Origin of the sequence: Embleya sp. NPDC056575, assembly GCF_042793325.1 — a bacterium.
Lineage (GTDB): Bacteria > Actinomycetota > Actinomycetes > Streptomycetales > Streptomycetaceae > Embleya.
The window spans coordinates 1-6,635 of record NZ_JBHTVA010000146.1 but is presented as its reverse complement, the minus strand read 5'-3'; the positions used below and the strand labels follow the sequence as shown (position 1 = coordinate 6,635).

Sequence of the window (6,635 nt, the reverse complement as noted above, 5' to 3'; positions counted from 1 at the left end):
GTCCGGTACCGGACGGCGCGGCCTCGCCGAGGTTCCGCGGGACAGGCCCTCAGGCCCCGGAGCCGGGGGGGAACGGCTCGGGGGCGGGATCGGGGGTTCGGTCGGTGGGTGTGTCGGTGGGCGGATCGGGCCGGTCGGGGGTTGGTTCGGCGGGGGGACGTGCGTCTGGCTCGTGGGTGGGTTCGGCCGGGCGAGAAGGGTCTGGCCCGTGGGTGGGTTCGGCCGGGGGAGATGGGTCGGGTCTGTGGGTGGGCTCGATGATCGGGAAGGGATCGCGGCCGTTCGGCGGTTCGGTGATGGGGGGCCGGCCCGGGGCGCCGGCCGGCTCCCGGCGGGCAGTCGCCTCTCGGCGGGCCGAGACGGCGGGTGAGCCGGTGGGGGTGCCCGCGACCGGGGCGCGGGGGGTGCCCGTCGCGGTCGATTCGGGTGCGGGGCGGGCCGGGGCCGGCTCGGCGGTCGAGGATCGTGCGGAGACGGCCGCGGCCACGGATTCGGCCGGTTCCCTGACGGCCACCGGCCCCGCCGCCCGCGGCTCGGCGGTGGCGGTGCCGGCCCCGACCTCCTCCTCGGCGAACCACGCGGCGTGGTCCACTCCGGAGCGGGCCACCGGCGCGGGTACCGGTGGCAGCACCGGCGGAATGCTCGGCAGTACCCGGGCCAGCGCTGCGCCGAGGGAATGGCACACCACCACCAGCGGCGTGCCGGGCATACCGACCCGACCGTGTCGATCGGTGAGCAGCGTCCGGATGTGTCCGCGCCCCGGCCCGCCGAGCAGCAGCCGCAACGGGAGTTCGTCGCCGGGCGGTTCGGTCAGCTCGGGCGGCAGCGGATCCGGCAGCTCCGGGGTCACCAGGAACGTGGGCAGCCCCAGCCGGGGCGGCCTGCCGCGAGCGGTCCGGTACGCCTCCCGCACCGGCTGTCCGGCCACGTCGCGGTGCACTCCGCCGGCGACCACGACCTGCCCGGTCGGCAGCCTGGCGTCCAACTGGGCCGCGACCGCCTGGAACAGGGCCGGCCCCGAACGCGGTTCGCCCTGTACGCACACCATCGCCGGACCGACCACGAGGTCGACGAACACACACTCGCGGTCCCGCTCGCCCAGGGCGACGACGACCGGCCTGGTCCCTTCCGCGTCCGGCGTGACCGACGGCAACTCCGCCCGAACGGCCGTCCAGGACCGCGGGTCGTCGGGTACCGCCCGCCAGACGCCCCGAGGCGCGGGCATCCCGGCGGCGGCGAACAGCACCGTCACGGTGTCCTCACCGACGACGGCGGCATACGGCTGAGCGGGCGCCGCGGCGAACTTCGCGGCCACCAGCGCACGTTCCGCGTCCCGCCAGGTGGTCGCCGCGCCCAGGCCCCGCACCAACACCCGTACCGAGCGCCGATACCGCAGCCAGGCCCGCACCGGGCCGCCGAACGCGTGGGCGGTCAGCGCGATTTCCCGCCACAATCGCCGCGCCGCCGCCTTCCATCCGCCCATTCGCATCGCGAAGAACCGGAGGATCAGGAAGACCACGAGCGCGGCGGCGGAGATGCCGCCCCAACGGAGGATCGTTTCGCGGTGGTTCGCGAAGAAGTCGAGCGGATCGGTGTTCCTCATCTGCCGGGTAGCTCCCCACATCGGGCATCCACGACAGCACCCGACCGTGCTGCCGCGTGGTCCGCGCGACACTGTATGGAATTTCGGGTGCTCATCCGCCGCCGCGCTCCTCCAGGGCCTGGCGCAGAGCGCGGATCGCGTAGTAGGTACGGGACTTCGCCGTTCCCACCGGTATGCCGAGCAGTTCGGCGGCCTGCTTGAGATCACGATCGCTCAACACCGTCTCGGCGATGATCTCGCGATGCGCGGCGGTGAGCGAGGGCAGTGCGTCGGCGACGGCCATCTTCCAGAGCAGGGGCTCCCACTGGTCGTCGGCCAAAACGTACTCCAGGGGTTCCGGACTGCACTCCTGGGGCCGGGAGCGGCGCGCGCGGCGGTCGTCCATCACGATTCGGCGCGCCACCGTCGCCAGCCACGGCATCAGGTTGGACGTGTCGTCGGCGATCGTGCCCGCGTGCCGCCACGCGCGCAACATGGTCTCCTGGACCACGTCCTCGGCCCACGGCCGGTCCCCGCCGGTGAGCTTGAGGCAGAACGACAACAACGGAGTGGAGTATTGCCGATAGACGCGTTCCGCCAGGTCCGCGGGTTCCGCGAGGTCCGCCGGCTCGCCGTCGGGTGTCGAGCAGGCCTGGCCGCCGGTGTCACGGCCTCGGGTACAAAAAGACGTCACTGGCCCGGACCCTCGCTTCCCGGATGTGTGTCGGCTCGAACCGCGAACACTAACCACGGCGTGTTACAAGGTTGTTGGATCTGCGCTGAATTTGAGGATTCGCAGGCCGCCGCCGAAAACCCGAGTACGGGCCCCGGCAGGGCCGTTGGCGAGCGCCGATCTCGAGTCCTGCCATCCGGAACCCTCCCTCTCTCCGGCGACCGCGACACAACCGTGTTCATCCACACCTCCGAACCGAGGTTTCCCTCCGCACACGCGCTCCGCCGTTCGCGGGTTGCATCCCCTCGAGCCGAAAAACCCGGGCGGAGGGGTGAGGTGTCCGTGGCCGCCTATACGTTCCCCACCTGGACCGGACGGCCATCGGGCCGACCGCGCGCAAGCAGAGGAAGCCGAGAGCCCATGTCCATGTGGTTGATGCTCGCGAAGGTCGAACCGGCGGTGCCGGCGGCGATCCGGGAGCGGCCCGAACTGATCGAGACGCTCTTCTTCGACCCGGCCGACGAACCCGACCGAATCGACCCGTCCGACCGACCCGATCCGGACCAGGCCGCGGTGCTCCCCGGCGAGTTTCGTTCGCGCGCGGACTCCTTCGGGGTCGACTACCGCCTGGTGGCCGCGGTCGCGGAGAGCCGGGCGCGGGCCGAGCAGGACACGGCCGACTGGGAGGCGGTCTTCCCCTGGTTGGCCCGGGCGACCGGGCACGAGTGCGACGAGGTCGAGGAGTACGAGTTCTGCTACGGGCCCGCCTTCGTCCTCGCCCCGGACGAGGTCCGTCGGGTGGCCGAGGGCCTGGTCGCCGAAGGCTGGGCCCGCGACGGCGGGGCGGCCCGCTGGGGCGAGGAGCGCGAGGAGCACGAACTGGAGGACCTGGGACCGTTCTTCGCCGCCGCCGCGGCCGAGGGCAGGGCTGTGATCGGCGGGGTGGACTGAGCCGGGTGGACCCCCTCGTATCGACCGATGGGCGCAGCCCGGCGTGCCTTCGACCGATCAGGGGGTAAAGCTTGCGATAACTCAGGGTATGCGTCGCCGGCACGCGGTGCGCACGGGTCGCCGGGAGATGTGGGTACATGACGATCGATCGACGGGCATTCCTGACCGCTCTGGGGGTCGGCGGTGCGTTCGCACTCACGGGGTCGACGGCCGACGGATCGGTGCGCGGCGCCGTGAGCCGGCCCGCGTCCCGGGCGCGCACGCACGCCGGGGCGCGGATGCCGACGGCCGGGCCGCCGGACTGGTCGGCGTTGAAGGCGCGGTTGGACGGTCGGTTGCTGCTGCCCGCGGACCAGGGATACGACGTGGCCCGGCTCGGCTTCAACGAGCTGTACGACGGGCAGCTGCCGGCGGCGGTGGCCCGCTGCACGTCGGCGACGGACGTACAGAGCTGCCTGGACGCGGCCCGAGGCCACGGCGTGCCGATCGCCGCGCGCAGCGGGGGGCACAGCTACCTCGGATACAGCGTGCCCGACGACGGGCTGGTGATGGACCTGCGGCCGATGGCGCGGATCGAGGTGCACGACGACGGCACGGTGGACGTCGGCGCGGGTGCCCGGCTGATCGAGGTCTACGCCGGACTGGCGCAGGCGGGCCGGCTGCTGCCGGGCGGCTCGTGTCCGACGGTGGGGATCGGCGGACTGACCCTGGGCGGCGGGATCGGGGTGCTGACCCGCAAGTACGGTCTCACCTGCGACCGGCTGGTCGCGGCCGAGGTGGTCACCGCCGACTCGCGCGTGCTCACCGTGTCCGAGTGCGCCGAGCCGGATCTGTACTGGGCGCTGCGGGGTGGCGGCGGCGGCAACTTCGGCGTCGTCACGCGGTTCACGTTCCGCACGGAGCCGGCGCCCCCGCTCACCGTGTTCTCGCTGCGTTTCCCGGCCGGCGCGACGCCCTCGGTGGTCGGGGCCTGGCAGGGGTGGATCGCGGACGCGCGACCGGAGTTGTGGTCGAACTGCGTGATCTCCGGCGGCACGCCGCCGACGTGTCGGGTGGGCGGCTGCTACGTCGGCACACCCGACGCGCTGAACCCGCTCCTGGACACGCTGATCGCCGCCGTCGGAACGCGGCCCGGAACGCGCGGCGTGCAGGCGAAGAACTACCTGGACGCGATGAAGTACATGGCCGGCTGTTCGACCGACACCATCGCCCAGTGTCACCCGACGTTCGAGGGCGGACGACTGACCCGCGAGGCCTTCGTCGCCGTCTCCCGCGTACTGACCGCCGCGCTGGACGGCCAGGCGGTGGTGGGCCTGATGGCCGGCCGCGTCGGGCTGGACCTGCTCCTGGACTCGATGGGCGGCGCCGTCGCCGAACTCGCCCCCGACGCGACCGCCTTCCCGCACCGCAAGGCCCTGGCCACCGCCCAGATCTACGCGAACACCACGCCGGCCGGTCAGGCGGCGGCCACCGAGGCGGTCGACGCGGTCCGCGACGGCCTGGCCGCACTGGGCGCGACGGGCGCCTACGTCAACTACATCGACGCGACCCTCCCGGACTGGGGCACCGCCTACTACGCCGGCAACCTCCCACGCCTGAAGTCGGTGGCCCACCACTACGACCCCACGGGCGTCTTCACCTTCCCCCGATCGGTCGCCAACGCCTGACCGCCGCCGATCGCCCGGAGGCGGCGGCCGACGAGGTGCGGAGGCCCGGGACGCTCCGCGGCGCCTCCGTGCGCCTCCGCACCGGGCTCGCCCCGCGCCTCGGTGCCCGCGTTCGGGTCAGTGAGCCGCCTGGTACTTCGCCACGATGTCACCGGGTACCCGGCCGCGGGCGTTGATTTCGATGCCCTGTGCCTTGGCCCACTCCCTGACCTTCACCGGGTCCGGGCCGTCGCCGACCTTGTGGGCCTTGACGGCGGTGCGGCGCGACGTGCCGGTCTTGCGGCCGGCGTGGAAGTACGGGCCGAGGGCGTCCAGCAGTTGCTGGTAGGTGTCCTGGCCGAGGTCGATCTCGTAGGTGACGCCGTCCAAGCCGAAGGTATGCGTTGCGATGTCTTCACCCTCGTTGCCGGTGATGTCATCCGTGTAGAGCGTGACTACGCGCTGAGCCATTGGTGAGAATCCCCTTCCTGGGAGCGGGCTGATCGTAACGGAAAGGGGGTCCACGTCGCCTGCCCGGCGGTCGGGAGATCAGGTGATTCGGTTCGCTTCGGAATTGTCGGGCGGCGGAAACGGCTTTGGATACCATCCGATCTTTATCCCGATCGCGCATCGAAGAGAAGCATCGCATTTCCACGCGTCGCTATTGTCGTCGGGACGAAGTACCGGCGTCCGTACTTTTGGCATTGCTCCGGAAGCGGCGAGGGATCGGGGTCGCCGGCGCCGGATCAGCCGGCGCGGGTGGTCCAGGTGGTGCGTCGGGTTCGCAGGGCCAGGTCCTCGCGGTTGACGAGGCTTTGCGGGGACTCGGGGTCGAGGAGGCGGTCCAGGGCGGTGCGGTCCTCGGGGGTCAGGAGCCGGCCGATCCTGGTGCGGAGGCCGGTGAAGGTGGTGTGGGCGTAGCGGGTCACCGCCGGGTTCCGCGAGGCGGGGACGTGCAGCGTTCGGGTGCGTTCGGATTCGATGGCGAAGCCGGCCGCGGTGAGTTCGGCGGCCCAGTCCGCATCCCGGTGGGAGGCCATCGCCGTGTGTTGCCGGTCGATCGCGGCGTGGCAGCGGTCTTCGAGGCCGGGGCTGTCCGCCGGGGCCGCAGGGGGGAGGAAGCGGGGGAAGGCGGCCAGTTCGATCATGACGAACAGGCCGCCCGGGGACAGCAGTTCGCGGACTTGGCGCAGGGTTCGGCCCGGGTCGCTCATGTGGTGCATCGAGGCGGACGCCCAGACCAGCTCCGGTCGGCCGAGGTCGGGCAGGGTCGGGGTGTCCAGGTCGGCCCGCACGATGCGCAGACGCCCGTCCAGGCCGTCGGCGACCGCCCGGTCCCGCAGGCGATCCAGGTGGGCGGGGGCGGAGTCGACGGCCGTCACCCGGGAGTTCGGGAAGCGCCGGAGCAGGGCGAGCGTACCGGCGCCGGTTCCGCAGCCCAGGTCAACGATGTGACGGGGATCGGTCCCCGGGGGCAGCGACGCGATGACGGCCTCGATGTGCTCGGCGAGGACTTCCGCGTCCAGGTCCAGGGTCTGCGTGAGGTCGGCCTCGGCGTGTTCGTGCTTGTGCGCGGTGTGCGCGCCGTGATGTGCGGGGTGGGTCATGCCGTCACGCTAGGCGGATCGCGCGCCGCCGACCCGACGGGTTGCCGGATGCGCAAGGCGATGCCGGGACGGGTTGCCGCACACGCAAGGCACGAAGCGGATGCGGCGGGGGGCCGGGGGCGCGGTGGGCCCCCCGCCCCCCCCCCCCCCGCGCCCCCCCCCCCCCCCCCCCCCCC

At 72.7% G+C, this 6,635-nt stretch carries 6 protein-coding genes; 2 read left to right on the top strand and 4 right to left on the bottom strand.

The window, feature by feature from the left end:
- Positions 1-49 precede the first annotated feature (49 nt).
- Positions 50-1,603, bottom strand: coding sequence for a hypothetical protein (locus tag ACFRCG_RS48100; protein ID WP_380043020.1), 1,554 nt, complete (start codon positions 1,601-1,603; stop codon positions 50-52).
- Between the two features lie 91 nt (positions 1,604-1,694).
- Complete coding sequence (locus tag ACFRCG_RS48095; RefSeq protein ID WP_126635027.1) at positions 1,695-2,276, bottom strand: sigma-70 family RNA polymerase sigma factor; 582 nt, start codon at positions 2,274-2,276, stop codon at positions 1,695-1,697.
- Between the two features lie 399 nt (positions 2,277-2,675).
- On the opposite strand from ACFRCG_RS48095, the gene ACFRCG_RS48090 reads away from it, so the two are divergent.
- Entirely contained in the window at positions 2,676-3,206 is a 531-nt protein-coding gene (locus ACFRCG_RS48090; protein ID WP_380043019.1) for a hypothetical protein, read from the top strand.
- Positions 3,207-3,343: 137 nt separating this feature from the next.
- Positions 3,344-4,873, top strand: coding sequence for an FAD-binding oxidoreductase (locus tag ACFRCG_RS48085; protein ID WP_380043018.1), 1,530 nt, complete (start codon positions 3,344-3,346; stop codon positions 4,871-4,873).
- 117 nt (positions 4,874-4,990) lie between these two features.
- Here ACFRCG_RS48085 and ACFRCG_RS48080 read toward each other — a convergent pair whose 3' ends face one another.
- Complete coding sequence (locus ACFRCG_RS48080) at positions 4,991-5,323, bottom strand: Lsr2 family protein (RefSeq protein ID WP_380043017.1); 333 nt, start codon at positions 5,321-5,323, stop codon at positions 4,991-4,993.
- 275 nt (positions 5,324-5,598) lie between these two features.
- The gene (locus tag ACFRCG_RS48075) at positions 5,599-6,459 is read right to left on the bottom strand and encodes a class I SAM-dependent methyltransferase (RefSeq protein WP_380043016.1); all 861 of its coding nucleotides are present in this window, start codon (positions 6,457-6,459) and stop codon (positions 5,599-5,601) included.
- Between the last annotated feature and the right edge of the window lie 176 nt (positions 6,460-6,635).